Raw genomic sequence first — 15,990 nt, forward strand, 5'->3', positions numbered from 1 at the left:
GGGCCCCGGTTCGATGGACTGCGGTGGACGTCTGTGTCCGGCGGGGACAGCGGGACGTCTCGGACGAGGGCCCACACTAACGGCTGAGCAAGACGACGGCCCGCCGCCTGTGGATAACCCACCTGCGCCGGGCCGTTCCTTACGTAAGAGTGTGTGCCGTTTGGTCGGCGGCACCCACGTGGGTGGACTACTGTTCCGCGTCCGCTTTTCCGTACGACCGTTTTCAGACAGCGGCCTTCTTCAGACGACGCCGCTCCCGCTCGGACAGACCGCCCCAGATGCCGAACCGCTCGTCGTTGGCGAGCGCGTATTCGAGGCACTCGGAGCGGACCTCACAGGCGAGGCAGACCTTCTTGGCCTCGCGGGTGGAGCCGCCCTTCTCGGGAAAGAAGGACTCGGGGTCGGTCTGGGCGCACAGCGCGCGCTCCTGCCAGCCGAGTTCCTCGTCCGCGTCGTCGACCAGCAGTTGCTGCACCAGCTCGGTCATGTGCGCCCCTCGTCTGTCATTCGCGTCCCCGTGATGCTGCCGTCACCGATTTCGGCTGAACGACACGAGTGAAATTACAAGTGTGCCGATCCGGGCCAGTCAAGCCGAGATCTGCTATTGGGCCCCTTATTCACTCTGCGGAACCAAGGCTATGCGGAAAGTGTTCAAATCGGCATAAACCCTGACAGCCCAAGAGGCCCAGGTCAGACGCCCGCCCCTCACAGGGGAGGACGTCCAGGAGTTCGATCTCGTTCCGACGCGGACCCCGAAGCGAATCTGATCACATTTAGATCACGGGGCCGCGGCGGGGTTTGTTCACCCGGTTGTGCGCCATGTGTCCGGGGAGGCCCCTGAACAAACCTTTCGCCTGCCAGATGAACCGGATGAGGTGAAACATCTCCCACATACCGGACATGCAGTTGACAGTGGAGGTGTCAACCGGTGTCCTTGTGGGCATGCTCGTGAACTTGGCATCCACCTCGACCCGCACCGCCGGGTCCCTCGGTGCTGCCCTCGTTCGCTGTAGCTGTTGTTGCCGTTCCAGCTGTTGAGCCCTACCGCGCTCCGGCTGCCTCGCCGCCACTGAGGCGAAACCCCGCCCCTCACCGGGGCCACCGCCCGCACCAGGGCCCCTCTCCCGCCCGTGACCCGGGCGGAATCCCCGCTCGTGACCCGGGCGGAAAACGGCCAGCGACACCCCAGCACTCTTCCGCCGAGGAACCACCGCATCCATGAACAGCGACAGCGACCTCCAGATCGCCGGCGACATCCTCGAAGTCCCCCACCTGCTTCAGCCGCCGCGCGAACACCCCTCCACCGTGGCCGAGTTCGTCGGCCTGGCGCGTTCCATCGCCGCCGACCGCTCCCAGTGGGAACACCTCGTCCGGTACGACGCCGCCTCGCGCTGGTACCACCGGCTGCGCACCGGGCCCGGCTATGAGATGTGGCTGCTGTCCTGGGTGCCCGGACAGGGCAGCGGGCTGCACGGCCACGGCGGCTCCTCCGGCGTGCTGACCGTCCTGGACGGCGCGCTGACCGAGCGCACCGAGCGCGGCACGCGCGCCCTTGGATCCGGCGCACAGCGCGTGTTCGCGCCCGGTTACGTCCACGAGGTCGTCAACGACTCGCTCGAACCCGCCGTCAGCCTGCACGTCTATTACCCGGGTCTTACCGAGATGCCGATGCACGCGGCGCGTTGCGCGGTCGCCGAAACCGTGTGAGGCGTTCGCGTGGACCGCGGGCCCGCCGTCGCCGGGGTCTCGTAACCGGCTGACGCGTTGTCGTACCCGCCTGCGAGACTGAACCCCATGCGCATTGTGGTTCTGGCAGGCGGTATCGGTGGTGCCCGGTTCCTGCGTGGTCTCCAGCGGGCCGTGCCGGACGCGGACATCACGGTCATCGGCAACACCGGCGACGACATCCATCTCTTCGGGCTGAAGGTCTGCCCGGACCTCGACACGGTGATGTACACGCTCGGCGGCGGCATCAACGAGGAGCAGGGCTGGGGGCGGGCCGACGAGACCTTCCATCTGAAGGAGGAGCTCGCGGCGTACGGGGTCGGACCCGCGTGGTTCGGGCTCGGCGACCGCGACTTCGCGACGCACATCGTGCGGACGCAGATGCTGGGCGCGGGCTATCCGCTCAGCGCCGTCACCGCGGCCCTGTGCGACCGGTGGAATCCGGGCGTGCGTCTCATTCCCATGTCCGACGACCGCGTCGAGACCCATGTCGCCGTGACGCTGCCGGAGGGCGACCCGGCCGGGGTCGCCGGCGAGCGCAAGGTGATCCACTTCCAGGAGTACTGGGTGCGGCTGCGGGCCTCCGTCCCGGCCGAGGCGATCGTGCCGGTCGGCGCCGAGCAGGCGAAGCCCGCGCCCGGAGTGCTCGAGGCCATCGCCGAGGCGGACGTCATCCTCTTCCCGCCGTCCAACCCCGTCGTCTCCGTCGGCACCATCCTCGCCGTGCCCGGCATACGGGAGGCCATCGCCGAGGCGGGCGTGCCCGTCGTCGGCCTCTCCCCCATCGTCGGCGACGCGCCCGTGCGCGGCATGGCCGACAAGGTGCTGGCCGCGGTGGGCGTCGAGTCCACCGCCGCCGCGGTCGCCGAGCACTACGGTTCGGGGCTCCTCGACGGCTGGCTCGTCGACACGGTCGACGCCTTGGCCGTGGAGCGCGTCGAGGCGGCCGGCATCCGCTGCCGGGCCGTACCGCTGATGATGTCCGACCTCGACGCGACGGCGCGGATGGCGCGTGAGGCGCTGACGCTGGCGGAGGAGGTACGGACCTCATGAGCACCATGGACGCGGCGGTACCCGGCGACGCGGAGCGCGCTGGACGGCACGCCGACGGGGAACACCCGGGAAGGCCCGCCGGCGCGGGCTACCGGGTCTGGGCGCTGGGCGGACTTCCCGAGGTACGTCGGGGGGACGACCTGGCGAAGCTCATCGCGGCGGCCGAGCCCGGGCTCGTCGACGGGGACGTGCTCCTCGTCACCTCCAAGATCGTGTCGAAGGCCGAGGGCCGGATGGTCGAGGCCGCCGACCGCGAGGCCGCCATCGACGCCGAGACCGTCCGGGTCGTGGCACGGCGCGGCCCACTGCGGATCGTGGAGAACCGGCAGGGTCTGGTGATGGCCGCCGCCGGGGTCGACGCCTCCAACACCCCTGCCGGGACAGTGCTGTTGCTGCCCGAGGACCCCGACGCCTCCGCGTACGCGATCCGCGCGGGGCTGCGGGACACCCTCGGCGTCGACGTCGGCGTCGTGATCACGGACACCTTCGGGCGGCCCTGGCGCACCGGGCTCACCGATGTCGCCATCGGCGCCGCGGGCGTCCACGTGCTCGACGATCTGCGGGGCGGCACCGACGCGCACGGCAATCCGCTCAGCGCGACCGTCGTCGCCACGGCGGACGAGCTCGCCGCCGCCGGTGACCTGGTCAAGGGCAAGGCCTCCGGGCTCCCCGTCGCCGTCGTGCGCGGGCTCGCGCACCTGGTGACCGAGGGGGACGGCACCGGGGCGCGGGCGATGGTGCGCGACGCGCGGGACGACATGTTCCGGCTCGGCACCTCGGAAGCCGTACGGGAGGCGGTGACCCAGCGGCGTACCGTACGGGCCTTCACCGGCGAGCCCGTCGACCCCGGTGCCGTACGCCGAGCGGTCGCCGCGGCGGTGACCGCTCCCGCGCCGCACCACACCACGCCCTGGCGGTTCGTGCTCCTGGAGTCCGCCGAGTCGCGGACACGGCTGCTCGACGCCATGCGGGACGCGTGGATCGCGGATCTGCGGGGCGACGGGAAGAGCGAGGAGTCCATCGCCAAGCGGGTCCGCCGGGGCGACGTGCTGCGCGGGGCGCCGTATCTCGTGGTGCCGTGCCTGGTCATGGACGGGTCGCACACGTACGGGGACGCACGGCGGGACGGGGCCGAGCGCGAGATGTTCGTGGTCGCCACCGGGGCGGGCGTGCAGAACTTCCTGGTCGCGCTGGCCGGGGAGCGGCTGGGCTCCGCGTGGGTGTCGTCGACGATGTTCTGCCGTGATGTCGTACGCGAGACGCTGGAGCTGCCGGAGAACTGGGACCCGATGGGGGCCGTGGCCGTCGGCCACGCGGCGGAGGAACCGAGAACCCGGCCGGACCGGGACGCGGCCGACTTCGTCGAGGTCCGCTGATCGGTCCGTCGCTGTTCGGTCCGTCGCTGTTCGGCGCGAACCGTTCGGCGACGGGGGCTGATCGGTCCGGGGTGAGGCTCGATCCGTTCGGCGCCGTGCGCTGATCGGTCCGCCGGGGCGGCGGTCCGGAGCGTTCGAGGTCCGCTGATCGGTTCGGGGCGGCGGTCCGGGGTGTTCGGTGGGGTTCGCTGAGGCGTGCGGCGCCGTTGTCGGGGGGGCTGGCGCCTACTCTCGTAGAACGCCCCGAGTATCTCTAGGACCTCATTCGTGTCTGGACGTTTCGCTCCCCGGCCGACGCGTACGACCGTGCGCGGCGGGCATGCCGTCGTGCCCGGCGGGGCACCGGCCGGCGTGCCGGGTGGTGTGCCCCGCCAGACGGCCGAGCCCGGACGCGTTCGTACGTGGACGCCCGACGGGCCGCTCGATCTCGGGCTCGTGCTCGGGCCGCTGCGCCGCGGACCGGGCGATCCGACGTTCCGGACGACACCCGACGGCTCCGTGTGGCGGACCAGCCGTACGCCCGCCGGGCCCGGGACGCTGCGGGTCGCTCCGCGCGGCGCGGTGGTCCGGGGCGAGGCCTGGGGGCCGGGGGCCGAGTGGCTGCTCGACCGGCTCCCCGACCTGCTCGGCGCCGCGGACGATCCCGGCGCCTTCGAGCCACGGCACCGGCTGGTCGCGCTCGCCCGGCATCGGCGGCCCGGCCTGCGGCTGGTGCGGACCGGGCTCGTGATGGAGTCGCTGATCCCGTCCGTCCTGGAGCAGAAGGTCACCACCGACGAGGCGTACCGGGCCTGGCGGTTGCTCGTCCGGAAGTTCGGCGAGCCCGCGCCGGGGCCCGCGCCCGAGCGGATGTACGTCATGCCGGCGCCGCGGACGTGGGCCCTGATCCCGTCCTGGGAGTGGCACCGGGCCGGGGTCGACGACAAGCGGGCCTCCACGGTCCTGCGGGCCGTACGGGTCGCCGCGCGGCTGGAGGAGGCCGTCGGGTTCGATCCCGAACGGGCGCGGCGGCGGCTGGAGCTGGTGTCCGGGATCGGGCCGTGGACGTCCGCGGAGGTCGTGCAGCGCAGTCATGGCGCGGCGGATGCCGTGACCGTGGGGGATCTGCATCTGCCGGGGATCGTCGGGTACGCGCTGGCCGGGAACCGGGACGCGGACGACTCCGTCATGCTGGAGTTGCTGGAGCCCTATGCCGGGCAGCGGCATCGGGCCGCTCGGCTGATTCTGCTGGCCGGGCGTACGCCGCCGCGGCGCACGCCGAAGATGCCTCGCGGGGACATCGGGCGGCTGTAGGCGGCCCCGGCTTCCGGCTTCCGGGTCCGTGTTCCGCCCGGCTCCGGGCAAGTACGGCTTCCGCGCGTGGGCGCCCGCGGCTTGCGTCATCCTCCGCCGCGGCAGGTTCTCGCCCCCTCCGCCCCTGCCCGTCCCGTACCTGGGGCTCCGCCCCAGACCCCGCTCCTCAAACGCCGGAGGGGCTGAATTTCGCCCCCGGAGGGGCCGGAAACAGGTTCCGGCCCCTCCGGGGGCGTGCGCAGGTTCTCTACTGGTCCGACGAGAAGCGCAGGGTGGCGGCCGGGATGCGGGCGTCGCACCAGACGCGGACTCCCTCGCGGAGTTCGTTGTCGGGGCCGACGACCGCGCCGTCGCCGATGACCGTGCCGGTGAGGACGGTGCGGGCGCCGATGCGGGCGCCGACGCCGACGAAGGAGTCGGTGATGACGGCGCCGGGTTCGACGACGGCGCCGGCCAGGACGGTGCTGCCGGTGATCCGGGCGCCCTCGCCGATGCGGGCGCCCTCGCCGACCACCGTGCCGCCGGTGAGCTTGGCGTCGGGGGCCACCGTGGCCGTGGGCAGGACCAGACGGTCGCCGCAGCGGCCGGGGACGGCCGGGGACGGGGCGCGGCCGAGCACCAGGTCGGCGGAGCCGCGGACGAAGGCCTGCGGGGTGCCCAGGTCCAGCCAGTAGGTGGAGTCGACCATGCCCTGGAGGTGGGCGCCGGTGGCCAGGAGCTCCGGGAAGGTCTCGCGCTCGACCGAGACCGGGCGGCCCTCGGGGATCGTGTCGATGACCGAACGGCGGAAGACGTACGCCCCCGCGTTGATCTGGTCGGTGACGATCTCCTCGGGGGTCTGCGGCTTTTCGAGGAAGGCCGTGACGCGCCCGGTGGCGTCGGTGGGGACCAGGCCGAACGCGCGCGGGTCCTCCACCCGGGTGAGGTGGAGGGAGACGTCCGCACCCGTCGTCTCGTGGGTCGCCACCAGTGCCGGGATGTCCAGGCCCGTGAGGATGTCGCCGTTGAAGATCAGGACCGGGTCGTCGGGGCCCGAGCGCAGCCGGGACGCCACGTTGCGGATGGCGCCGCCCGTGCCGAGCGGCTCATCCTCGGTGACGTACTCGATGTGGAGGCCCAGCGAGGAACCGTCACCGAAGTACGGCTCGAACACCTCGGCCAGGTAGGAGGTCGCCAGCACGATGTGCTCGACGCCCGCCGCGCGCGCCCGCGCCAGCTGGTGCGTGAGGAAGGGGACCCCGGCCGCCGGAACCATCGGCTTGGGCGTGTGCACCGTGAGAGGGCGCAGCCGGGTGCCTCTGCCGCCGACCAGGAGGATCGCTTCTGTCACCTGTCGTCTCTGCTTCCTGCCGGGACCGGCCGTACTGTCTTTCGGCCGGCCAGTTTATGCAGACCGTTCGATGGCGCCTTCGATGGCCGTGCGGTGTCCTTCGACGGGCCTCTGTCGTGACTTCAGGTGATCTCTGCCGGAACCGGGGGGGGGGGAAAAGGGGGGGGGGGGGGGGGGGGGGGGGGGTTTCTCTGGCCTTTCTTCGGGGGGCCCCCCTTTCTCCCCCCCCCCCCCCCCCCCCCTCCTCTCTCCCCCCCCCCCCCCCTCCCCCCCCCCCCCCCCCCCCCCCCCCCCCCCCCCCCCCCCCCCCCCCGTTCCCGGGTCCTGTCTACCGGCCCTGGTAGCGGGCCGCCGTCGTCCGGGCCGAGCCGAGCTTGCCGTAGAGGAGCCGTCCGGGGCACTCCGTGGCGAACCCGTCCCGATGGCCGGAGATCACATTCAGTCGTACGTTCTTTCCCTTTCGGTAGAGATTGCCACCGGCCGACTTCAGGTATGTCTTGCCACGCGGATTGGCACCGTAGAGGCCGAGTTTCCATGCCGTGAGCCGGGCGATGGCCTTGAGCGCCGCGTCGGTCGGCTTGGTCTTGCCGAAACTGCCGATCACGGCGATCCCCATGCTGTTCGTGTTGAACCCTCGGGTGTGGGCGCCCATGACCGCCTTGTCGACGCCTCCGGCCCGGCCTTCGTAGATGTTTCCGCACTTGTCGACGAGGAAGTTGTAGCCGATGTCACGCCAGCCGCTGCTCACCACGTGGTAGCGGTAGATACTGCGGATGATCGAAGGGACCTGCGAACAGCTGTACTTGTTGCCCGACGCCGTGTGGTGCACGAAGGCCGCCTTGACCGACTTCGTGTAGACGAAGCCGCGTTCGCGCAGGTTCTCGTTCGCGCCCCAGCCGCGGCGCGTGATGATGCGGGGGCGCGGGCCGATGTACGGCATCGCGCGCTGCTCGGCCAGGTCGTCGGGGAAGTATTCGCGCTCCGTCTCCTCCCGGGAGAGCGCGGCGATCTCGGTGGCGCCCGCGTGCACGCCCTTGGCGCGCACACCCGCGGGCGCGCCCCCGGCCCGTCCGGCCGTCCCGGCGTCCGGGCGTGGGGGATCCCCGCCGGGATCGACCAGTTCGAGGCGCAGGCCGCCGGGCAGCCGGGAGTCCGCCGGGGCGGCCACGCGTTCCTCCCCCGGACTCTCCCGCACGCCCTCCGCCGGGCCGCCCGCGACCTCCCGCGCCGCCCGCTCCGCGTCGACGCGGACTTCGACGCCGTCCGAGTCGCCCACCCACAGGGGGGCGGTGGAGCCGTGCACCCGGCGCGACGTGCCCTCGGGGGTGTCCGGGTCGGCGGCGTGCTCGTCGTTGTGGGTCTCGACGTCCTGCCAGCCCGACCAGTGGCCGGTGCCGGCCGCCCGGGTGCGGACCTGGACACGGCCGTCGAGCTCGCTGTTCGGGTCGTCCCAGACGACGCCGACCATGGAGAACGGCCGTACGTTCCGGCGGGCGAGGCCCTGTTCCGGTGCGGCCGGACCGAGGGCCCGATCACCGGAGAGCGGGACGAGGGGCAGGGACTGGGTACTGCCGGGGGCGGCGGCCTCGGATGTCACCGCAGACGGCCCGGCCTGTGCCGGGGAGGCGGACAGGGCGAGCGGAAGGGCGAGAGCGGCCGCGCAGGTGACGCCGACCGAGGAAGCAAGGAATCCACGCATGCTCCTGATCCTGGACATAGTCATACATATCTGTCCATCGCGGAATTGACGGACCGTCGGGACGCGCTCCGCCGAACCGGTGGCGCGCTCGGTCCGTGCCGCGCGGCGCCCCCGCGTACGCTTGCGCGCGTGAAAGCCACCGACCGCACCCCCGCCGACCTGCTGCGATCCGCGCTCTCCGAGGACCCGGCGCGTCCTCTGGTGACCTTCTACGACGACGCGACGGGCGAACGGGTCGAACTGTCCGTGGCCACCTTCGCCAATTGGGTGGCCAAGACCGCCAACCTGCTCCAGGGCGAGCTGTCCGCCGAGCCCGGCGAGCGGGTCGCGCTGCTGCTGCCCGCGCACTGGCAGACGGCGGTGTGGCTGCTCGCCTGTTCCTCCGTGGGTGTCGTCGCGGATGTCGGGGGCGACCCGGCCGCCGCCGATCACGTCGTCGCGGGCCCCGGACGCTTCGAGGCCGGGCTCGCCTGTTCCGGTGAACGGATCGCCCTCTCGCTCGCCCCGCTCGGCCGCCGCTTCCCGGCACCGCCCGCGGGGTACGCCGACTACGCCGTGGAGGTGCCGAGCCAGGGCGACCGGTTCGCGCCGTACGCGCCGGTCGATCCGGAGGAGCGGGCGCTGATCGTCGCCGGGGCCGCGTACACGGGCGCGGAGGTCGTGGAGCAGGCCCGCGCCGACGCTCCCGGGCTGGATCTGACGGGACCCGGTTCACGCATCCTGTCGGCGCTCTCGTACGACACCTGGGAGGGCCTGGCCGCGGGACTGTACGCGCCGCTCGCCACCGGCGGGTCCGTGGTGCTGTGCCGCAATCTCGACGATCTGGGCGACGACTCGCTCGCCCGCCGGATCGAGAGCGAGCGGGTGACCGCGACGGCTCGTTAGAGACCGTCGCCCGGCGGGCGGCGGCACGGCCCCGGCAGGGCGCGCCGCCCGGACAGAGGCCCGCCAGGGGGCGCCGCCCGTGCCGGGCGCGTCCCCCGTTCGGCCCATCACCGGCCCCCCTCACCAGCCGCTTCGGGACATGGTCGTAGGAGCAGCAGGACACGCTCGTACGCCATGAGGGGTGGTGGTTCGCAGGTGAGCGACACCGCGGGCACTCCCTCCGGACGCCCGGAGGGGCCGGGGCCGGGAGCGTCGCCCACCGGGGCCGGGGTCGTACGACGGCGGCGGCGCTGGCTGCGCTACACGGCGACCGGGGTGGCCGTCGTGGTCCTCGGCGCCGTGGGGGTCGGCTGGGCCGCGTACGAGAAGCTGAACGGGAACATCAAGGCCGACAACGACGCGGCCGCCGAGCTCGCCCGGTACGAGAGGGAACGGCCCACCGCGCTGGTGCGCGACGCGCAGAACATCCTGCTGATCGGGTCGGACTCGCGCGCGGGGGCCGGGAACAAGAAGTACGGCCGCGACTCCGGGACGGAACGGTCCGACACCACGATCCTGCTGCACCTCTCGGCGAACCGGCGCAGCGCGACCGCCATGTCGCTGCCCCGCGACCTGATGGTGGACGTGCCGGGCTGCCGGCGCCCGGACGGCACCCGGACCCGGCCCATGTTCGCGATGTTCAACTACGCCTTCCAGGTGGGCGGTTCGGCCTGCACGATCCGTACCGTCGAGAAGCTCACGAACATCCGTGTCGACCATCACATGGTGGTGGACTTCCATGGCTTCAAGGACATGGTCGACGCGGTGGACGGCGTCGAGGTGTGCCTGAGGAAGCCGATCAACGACAAGGCGGCGAAGCTGAGGCTGCCCGCGGGCAAGGTCGTGCTCACCGGCGAGCAGGCGCTCGGCTATGTCCGCGCCCGCAAGAGCATCGGCAACGGCAGCGACACCGACCGCATGGACCGCCAGCAGAAGTTCCTCGGCGCGCTGGTCAACAAGGTGCGCAGCGACGATGTCCTGCTCAACCCGGCGAAGCTGTATCCGGTGCTGGACGCGGCCACCTCGTCACTGACCACCGACCCGGGGCTCGCGAGCCTGCGCGGCCTGTACGACCTGGTGCGCGGAGTGCGCGACATTCCCACGGAGAACATGCAGTTCCTGACGGTGCCCCGGACGTCCTACGTCCTCAACGCCAACCGTGATCAGCTCGTGGAACCGGAGGCGGCCCGGCTCTTCGCGCGGCTGCGCGCGGACCGGCCGGTGGCCGTCGCGAAGGAACCGCCCCAGCGGCTCGCCCAAGGCCAATCCCCGCATTCCGTAAGTCTGTACGGGAACTCCTTCCGTGACTACGAAGAGGAGTCGCCCGACGACGGAATGTCGATGGCAATAGGGGTTACCGGCCTCATCGCGACACCCGAACCGGTACCGACTTTCCGGGGTAACACGGCGGCTCAGGACGCTTGCGGGTAAAGCGCGCGCCAAGGTGGGGAACAGCTGAGCTAAGAACTCTCGGAGAATGGGCCGGATTGCCCGGTTGTAGGAACGTCGAATTTGTCACGGCCGTCGCTCCACGCCGAACTGGGCGGATAGTGTGAGCGACCCGGTGCACCCGGCCACGAGGTCCTTCCTGGAGGTCGCGCACTGCTTGACCGAGACCCGAGCGCCTTTTTGAGGGGGAAAAGGGCGCCGCGTGGCCCCGACGGAGGATTCAGACAACCGTGGACGCGCAAGGCCGTGGGCGGGCGGACAACATCGACCCCGCAGACCAGTGGGTACTCAACCCGAACACCGGTGAATACGAACTGCGACTGACCCCTTCCGGAGCGCAGTCGGGAGTGCCGCGACCGCGGAGGGGTACCCCCTCCGCCGCGGCGCGCACCCGAAGCGCTCCGGGCAGGGATCGCGCGGCACCGGACCGGGACCGTGACGCACCAGGACGCGAACGTGACGCGCCCGGCACCGATGTGCCGGGGCCGCGCCGTCGGCGCGGCGAGCCGCCGGAACCCCTGCCGGGTCGTCGGCGCGGACGCAACAAGCCGCCCAAGAAGTCGAAGGCGAAGAAGATACTGCTCTGGACCGGCGGCGCCATGGCGCTGGTCCTGGTGGTTGTGTCGGGCGCCGCCTACGTCTACCTCAAGCACCTTGAGGGCAACGTCCAGACGACGGACGTCGGCACCTCGGGCAAGAGCGGCTTCAGCAAGGACGAGGCCTTCAACCTCCTCATCATCGGCACCGACAAGCGCACCGGCGCGGGCAACTCGGGATACGGCGACAAGGGCAGCGTCGGGCACGCCGACACGAACATCCTGCTGCACGTCTCCAAGGACCGGACGAACGCGACCGCGCTGAGCATTCCGCGCGACCTCATCGTCAACATCCCCGAGTGCAGGACGAAGCAGCCGGACGGCACGGAGAAGGTCATCCCGGGCACGGACAACGTCCGCTTCAACACGAGCCTCGGCCAGGACGACCGGAACCCGGGCTGCACGATGGACACCGTCAAGGCGGTCACCGGCATCACGGTCGACCACTTCATGATGGCCGACTTCAACGCGGTGAAGACGCTGACCAGCGCGGTCGGCGGTGTCGAGGTCTGTCTCGCCAAGAACGTCGACGACGCCAACTCGCACCTCAAGCTCTCCGCCGGCAAGCATGTCATCGAGGGCGAGCAGGCCCTCGCCTTCGTGCGCACCCGGCACAGTTTCGGCAACGCGGGCGACCTCGACCGCATCAAGGTGCAGCAGCAGTTCATCGGCTCCCTGATGCGCAAGATGAGTTCGAGCAACACGCTCACCAGCCCCACCAAGCTGTTCAAGCTGGCCGAGGCAGCCACCAAGGCGCTCACCGTGGACACCGGCATCGGCAGCGTCAGCACGCTCAAGGACATGGCCCTGGAGCTGAAGAAGGTGCCGACGAAGAACATCACCTTCACCACGGTTCCGGTGATCGACAATCCCGCGGAGAAGGTCCACGCCACGGTCGTGGTCAACCCCATAACCGCCCAGCCGGTCTTCGACGCGATCAAGAACGACGTCTCCTTCAGCGCGGTGAAGCAGAAGGAGAAGAAGGAGAAGGCCGCGGTGGCCGCCCGCCTCAAGGGCTCCCGGTCCGCCGCGTCCGACATCCGCGTCGACATCTACAACGGCGGCGCCCAGGCCGGCTCCGCACAGGAAACTCTTAACTGGTTGCAGAACACTGAGGGCGTGCTCAAGTCCAGCCAGCTGGGTAACGCTCCGGAAACCCTCAGCAGGACGACCCTGGAGTACTCTCCCGACCAGGCCGACCAGGCACGCAAGTTGGCGGATCTGATGGGGCTGTCCGGTGCGGCGCTGAAGCCCGGCAAGAGCGAGAAGAACTCACAGGGGCTGCCCGCGATCGTGCTGACCCTGGGCAAGGACTTCAAGGGCGCCGGAGTGTCCTTGAGCGCTCCGGCGAAGGCGCCGGACGTGGAGAAGTCCACGGCGGACAAAACGGTGTGCGCGAAGTGACCTAACGGGTCCGTCGAGCGTCCTACAGGACGCGAGGAACGTCCGGCCGGACGTGAGAGCGTCCCGGCCCGGGCGTGCGACGGACCCGTTTGTCAGGCGCAGGGTGGGGAGAGGCTGAGAGATGGCGCAAAGCAGTGTGCGTGGGGAGGGAGCACGACCTCGTGTCCCGCAGGCCGGCGAACTGGGCTGGGACGACAGCGTGTACGAGCAGGGCGGCGAGCCCGTTCGCACGGCGGACGGCAGTGGCACACGACCCGACGGCGACGGTGGCGGCGACAGCGTTCGGCCGGCCGACGACACCATGCCGCTCAGTACGCGGGGGCAGGGCCGGCACGGCGGGGGCGACGGCGGAAAGCGGCACGGGAACGAGGGCCGCCCGCGTCGCAGACGTCGAATACTGCGCTGGTCGGCGATGGTTCTGGCGGTCCTGATACTCGGCACCGCCGGTGCCGGTTATCTCTACTACCAGCACCTGAACAGCAATCTCAAGAAGGACGACCTGAACATCGGCGACGCGAAGGACCGCGCCGCCAAGTCGAAACCGAACGCGGCGGGCCAGACCCCGCTGAACATCCTCCTGATCGGTTCGGACGCCCGGAACTCCACCGAGAACCAGAAGCTCGGGGGCGCGAAGGACACGTTCAACACACCGGCCCGCGCGGACGTCCAGATGCTGCTGCACCTGTCGGCGGACCGCAGCAATATGTCGGTCGTGAGCATGCCGCGCGACACGCTGCTCCAGATACCCAACTGCACCGACCCGAAGACCGGGAAGACGTACGCCGCGAGCACGTCGCTCACGATGACGAACGACTCACTGGGCCGCGGCGGCCCCGGCTGCACGGTCGCCACCTGGGAGAAGCTGACCGACATCCACATCGACCACTTCATCATGGTCGACTTCGCGGGTGTGGTGTCGATGGCCGACGCGATCGGCGGCGTCCCCGTCTGTGTGGACGCCAACATCTACTCGCACACCTCCTCCGGTCACGGCTCCGGGCTGAAGCTCAAGGCGGGCACGACGTCCGTCAAGGGCAAGCAGGCCCTCCAGTGGCTGCGGACGCGGTACGGCTTCGAGGACGGCAGCGACATAGGCCGGACCAGGGCCCAGCACCAGTACATGAACTCGATGGTGGCCCAGCTGCGCGAGAACGCCACCCTCAGCAACCCCGGCAAGCTGCGGAGCCTCGCGGAGACGGCCACCAACGCGCTGACCGTCGACCAGAGCCTGGGCACGGTGACCAAGCTCTACGACCTGAGCAAAGAGCTGAAGAAGGTCCCGCCGAAGCGCATCAACATGATGACCATGCCGTGGGTGTACTCCAGCGACGGCAACCGGGTGCTCCCCAAGCCGACGGCCGCGGACCAGGTCTGGCGGCTGCTGCGCGAGGACATCGCGCTCGACGGCAAGGACAAGAAGAAGACCCCCGCCGAGAAGACGTCGTCGGATCCGGCCGCGGCGGACGACAAGATCGCGGTGCAGGTGCGGAACGGCACGCGCACCAGCGTGCTGGCGCCGGTGCCCGGACGCGCGAGCGCGGTGACCGAACTGCTCGTCGGCAAGGGCTTCACGCAGTCGAGGGCCGACCTGTCGGCGGCGACCGCCACGGCGACCACGGTGATCCGCTACCCGAGCGCCGATCTGGAGGGTGACGCCCTGCGGGTCGCCAAGTCCCTCGGGATTCCGTCGCGCGCGGTGGAGAAGTCCGCGGACGTCTCCGGGGTCACGCTGGTCGTCGGCGCCGACTGGCGGGACAGCACGACGTACACGGCACCCGCGGCGGACGACTCGACGCCGTCCTCCGATGAGCTGAAGACCGGCACGTGCATGCACGTCGACCCGAACTACACCTGGTCGTAGCCCCAGCGGCAAACGGCGGTTGGCAAAAGGCAGTTGGGCCCCTCTCGATTTCGAGAGGGGCCCAACTCATGCGCGGACGGCTCCTGTTGGAGCCGGAAGCGGACTCATCCGCAGCCCGACAAGCTCAGTTGGAGCTGCTGAGGACCGCGGGACGCCGGGACGCGATGACCTTCCTGGCCAGCGCCTTCGGGCTGGTGAGGAAGCCCCAGCCCCACGACATGTGCATCGTGGCGAGGGCGACGGGTATCTGGAGCCGGGCCTTCGCCGGCAGCCCCTTGCCCGCGGGCAGCGAGCCGAGCGCTATGGCCGCGAGATAGCCGGCCGGGACGACGAAGCCCCAGGGCGTCAGCGCCGCGCCGACGACCACGCCCGCCGCTATCGCGCACACGGCGGTCGGCGGGGCGAGGTAGCGCAGGTTGATGGAGCCCTCGTGGTAGCGGGCGACGACGTGCCGCCAGCGGCCGTAGTCCTTGTACTGCTTGGCCAGCGCCCTGACGGACGGCCTCGGGCGGTACGACACCTTCAGTTCGGGCGAGAACCAGATCAGCCCGCCGGCCTCACGGATCCGGAAGTTCAGCTCCCAGTCCTGGGCGCGGATGAACTCCTCGTTGTAACCGCCCTGCCGTTCCAGCGCCTCGCGCCGGAACACCCCGAGATACACGGTCTCGGCCGGGCCCGCCTCACCACCGGTGTGGAAGGCCGCGTTGCCCACGCCGATCTTCGACGTCATGGCGGCGGCGACGGCGTGCTCCCAGTCGTTCTCGCCCTCGGCGTGCATGATGCCGCCGACGTTCTGCGCGCCGGTCTCCTCCAGGAGCCGTACGGCGTTGGCGATGTAGTTCGGGGAGAGGATGCCGTGCCCGTCGACGCGCACGACGACGGGGTGCCGGGACGCCTTGATCGCGGCGTTCAGCGCCGCGGGCGTCCGGCCGGTCGGGTTCGGCACGGTGTGGACCCGCGGGTCCTCACGGACGAGTTCGGCGGCGATCTCGTCCGTCCGGTCCGCAGAGGGACCGAGGGCGATCACGACCTCCATCTCGCCGTCGTACCGCTGCGCCAGGATCGCTTGGACGGCCCCACGCAGATGCCGCTCCTCGTTGAGGACGGGCATGATCACAGAAACGGCGGGAGACCGCACGTCAGACTTCTCGCTCATCGGTCCTCACGTTACCGCGAACGGGGGACACGGTCGCGCGCCGCCCGGCGTAAGGACCGGGCCGCAGATCGTATGGGCCTACCGTGCACACGGATCGCCACGCCCCGCGGACCGCGGCCCCGGC

Annotated in this window: 12 protein-coding genes; 8 read left to right on the top strand and 4 right to left on the bottom strand. The window is 70.9% G+C overall.

What is annotated here, in order from left to right; genetic code table 11:
* Positions 1-223: 223 nt before the first annotated feature.
* Entirely contained in the window at positions 224-487 is a 264-nt protein-coding gene (locus tag ACZ6KY_RS37660) for a WhiB family transcriptional regulator (protein WP_003975777.1), read from the bottom strand.
* Between the two features lie 731 nt (positions 488-1,218).
* Between ACZ6KY_RS37660 and ACZ6KY_RS37665 the strand changes: the two genes are divergently transcribed.
* The 4 genes from ACZ6KY_RS37665 to ACZ6KY_RS37680 all read left to right on the top strand — a co-directional run bounded on the left by ACZ6KY_RS37665 (position 1,219) and on the right by ACZ6KY_RS37680 (position 5,447).
* Entirely contained in the window at positions 1,219-1,707 is a 489-nt protein-coding gene (locus ACZ6KY_RS37665; protein ID WP_469314769.1) for a cupin domain-containing protein, read from the top strand.
* Between the two features lie 87 nt (positions 1,708-1,794).
* On the top strand, positions 1,795-2,778 hold the full coding sequence (gene cofD, locus ACZ6KY_RS37670) for a 2-phospho-L-lactate transferase (protein WP_469314770.1): 984 nt from the start codon (positions 1,795-1,797) through the stop codon (positions 2,776-2,778).
* 5 nt (positions 2,779-2,783) lie between these two features.
* The gene (locus ACZ6KY_RS37675; protein ID WP_469314799.1) at positions 2,784-4,154 is read left to right on the top strand and encodes a coenzyme F420-0:L-glutamate ligase; all 1,371 of its coding nucleotides are present in this window, start codon (positions 2,784-2,786) and stop codon (positions 4,152-4,154) included.
* Between the two features lie 267 nt (positions 4,155-4,421).
* Positions 4,422-5,447 (top strand): DNA-3-methyladenine glycosylase family protein, encoded by a 1,026-nt coding sequence (locus tag ACZ6KY_RS37680; RefSeq protein ID WP_469314771.1) that lies wholly within the window; start codon positions 4,422-4,424, stop codon positions 5,445-5,447.
* A gap of 247 nt (positions 5,448-5,694) precedes the next feature.
* Here ACZ6KY_RS37680 and manB read toward each other — a convergent pair whose 3' ends face one another.
* Both manB and ACZ6KY_RS37690 read right to left on the bottom strand, forming a co-directional pair.
* A complete protein-coding gene (manB, locus tag ACZ6KY_RS37685) occupies positions 5,695-6,777 on the bottom strand; it encodes a mannose-1-phosphate guanylyltransferase (protein ID WP_469314772.1) in 1,083 nt (360 codons plus the stop codon).
* Positions 6,778-7,105: 328 nt separating this feature from the next.
* Entirely contained in the window at positions 7,106-8,476 is a 1,371-nt protein-coding gene (locus tag ACZ6KY_RS37690; RefSeq protein ID WP_469314773.1) for a peptidoglycan recognition protein family protein, read from the bottom strand.
* Between the two features lie 129 nt (positions 8,477-8,605).
* Here ACZ6KY_RS37690 and ACZ6KY_RS37695 point away from each other — a divergent pair, with 129 nt between their 5' ends.
* From ACZ6KY_RS37695 to ACZ6KY_RS37710, 4 genes are all read left to right on the top strand, one after another.
* The gene (locus ACZ6KY_RS37695) at positions 8,606-9,361 is read left to right on the top strand and encodes a TIGR03089 family protein (RefSeq protein ID WP_469314774.1); all 756 of its coding nucleotides are present in this window, start codon (positions 8,606-8,608) and stop codon (positions 9,359-9,361) included.
* A gap of 174 nt (positions 9,362-9,535) precedes the next feature.
* Positions 9,536-10,831, top strand: coding sequence for an LCP family protein (locus ACZ6KY_RS37700; RefSeq protein ID WP_469314775.1), 1,296 nt, complete (start codon positions 9,536-9,538; stop codon positions 10,829-10,831).
* A 248-nt stretch (positions 10,832-11,079) separates the two neighbouring features.
* Complete coding sequence (locus tag ACZ6KY_RS37705; RefSeq protein WP_469314776.1) at positions 11,080-12,849, top strand: LCP family protein; 1,770 nt, start codon at positions 11,080-11,082, stop codon at positions 12,847-12,849.
* 121 nt (positions 12,850-12,970) lie between these two features.
* Complete coding sequence (locus ACZ6KY_RS37710; protein WP_469314777.1) at positions 12,971-14,710, top strand: LCP family protein; 1,740 nt, start codon at positions 12,971-12,973, stop codon at positions 14,708-14,710.
* Between the two features lie 124 nt (positions 14,711-14,834).
* Here the strand turns inward: ACZ6KY_RS37710 and ACZ6KY_RS37715 are convergent, their stop codons facing one another.
* Positions 14,835-15,866, bottom strand: a complete 1,032-nt coding sequence (locus ACZ6KY_RS37715) for a glycosyltransferase family 2 protein (protein WP_469314778.1) — start codon at positions 15,864-15,866, stop codon at positions 14,835-14,837.
* Positions 15,867-15,990: the final 124 nt, after the last annotated feature.

The sequence above is a fragment of the Streptomyces sp. NPDC042002 genome (assembly GCF_055588305.1).

Coding starts and splice junctions, on each gene's coding strand:
- ACZ6KY_RS37660 (WP_003975777.1), bottom strand. CDS start 487: ATGACCGAGCTGGTGCAGCAACTGCTGGTCGACGACGCGGACGAGGAA.
- ACZ6KY_RS37665 (WP_469314769.1), top strand. CDS start 1,219: ATGAACAGCGACAGCGACCTCCAGATCGCCGGCGACATCCTCGAAGTC.
- cofD (WP_469314770.1), top strand. CDS start 1,795: ATGCGCATTGTGGTTCTGGCAGGCGGTATCGGTGGTGCCCGGTTCCTG.
- ACZ6KY_RS37675 (WP_469314799.1), top strand. CDS start 2,784: ATGGACGCGGCGGTACCCGGCGACGCGGAGCGCGCTGGACGGCACGCC.
- ACZ6KY_RS37690 (WP_469314773.1), bottom strand. CDS start 8,476: ATGCGTGGATTCCTTGCTTCCTCGGTCGGCGTCACCTGCGCGGCCGCT.
- ACZ6KY_RS37700 (WP_469314775.1), top strand. CDS start 9,536: ATGAGGGGTGGTGGTTCGCAGGTGAGCGACACCGCGGGCACTCCCTCC.
- ACZ6KY_RS37710 (WP_469314777.1), top strand. CDS start 12,971: ATGGCGCAAAGCAGTGTGCGTGGGGAGGGAGCACGACCTCGTGTCCCG.
- ACZ6KY_RS37715 (WP_469314778.1), bottom strand. CDS start 15,866: ATGAGCGAGAAGTCTGACGTGCGGTCTCCCGCCGTTTCTGTGATCATG.